The sequence below is a fragment of the Methylobacterium sp. J-026 genome (assembly GCF_022829585.1).
In the GTDB taxonomy this organism is placed as follows: Bacteria; Pseudomonadota; Alphaproteobacteria; order Rhizobiales; family Beijerinckiaceae; genus Methylobacterium.
The window spans coordinates 1-444 of sequence record NZ_JAKSYC010000085.1; the positions used below are offsets into that span (position 1 = coordinate 1).

The 444-nt window shown below is 64.9% G+C and carries 1 protein-coding gene; it reads right to left on the reverse strand.

The genetic code is table 11. The features are described 5' to 3' along the window. Positions 1-251: PAS domain-containing protein (locus MKK69_RS08435; RefSeq protein WP_243967324.1), on the reverse strand; the 251-nt coding region annotated here is incomplete at its 3' end. Positions 252-444: the final 193 nt, after the last annotated feature.

Genomic DNA, 444 nt, shown 5'->3' on the forward strand with positions numbered 1-444 from the left:
AACTCGCGGGTTTGACCTTCGCCACTGCGCAGTGCCTCCCAGAACGTGCGGTACGCGTCGCCATTGCGCTCGCTGGCGGGGACGAACAGCTTGTGATGCTGCCCCTTCACCTCGGCGAGGGTGTAGCCCATCAGGTCTAGGAAGAGCGCGTTAGCGGCCAAAACCGTGCCATCGGAGGCGAACTCGATCCGAGCTCGGGATTTGTCGATCGCCGCCATGAGAGCGCGCAGATCAGCATCGAACAGCGGCATGAATGCCTCCTCCAACTCAACCGCTTGCCGAGCAGCGGTCACTTTAGGCAAACACCTTCGCGGACGACATCTATGCCGGCCTGTTCGTCTTCGCCGGCCGGTCGCTGGCGGCGAGCGGCGGCTCGCCCTTCGATTACGCGCCGCCCTCGCCGGAATGGGCCGACGAGCTCTACGGCTTCGGCTGGCTGCGCCA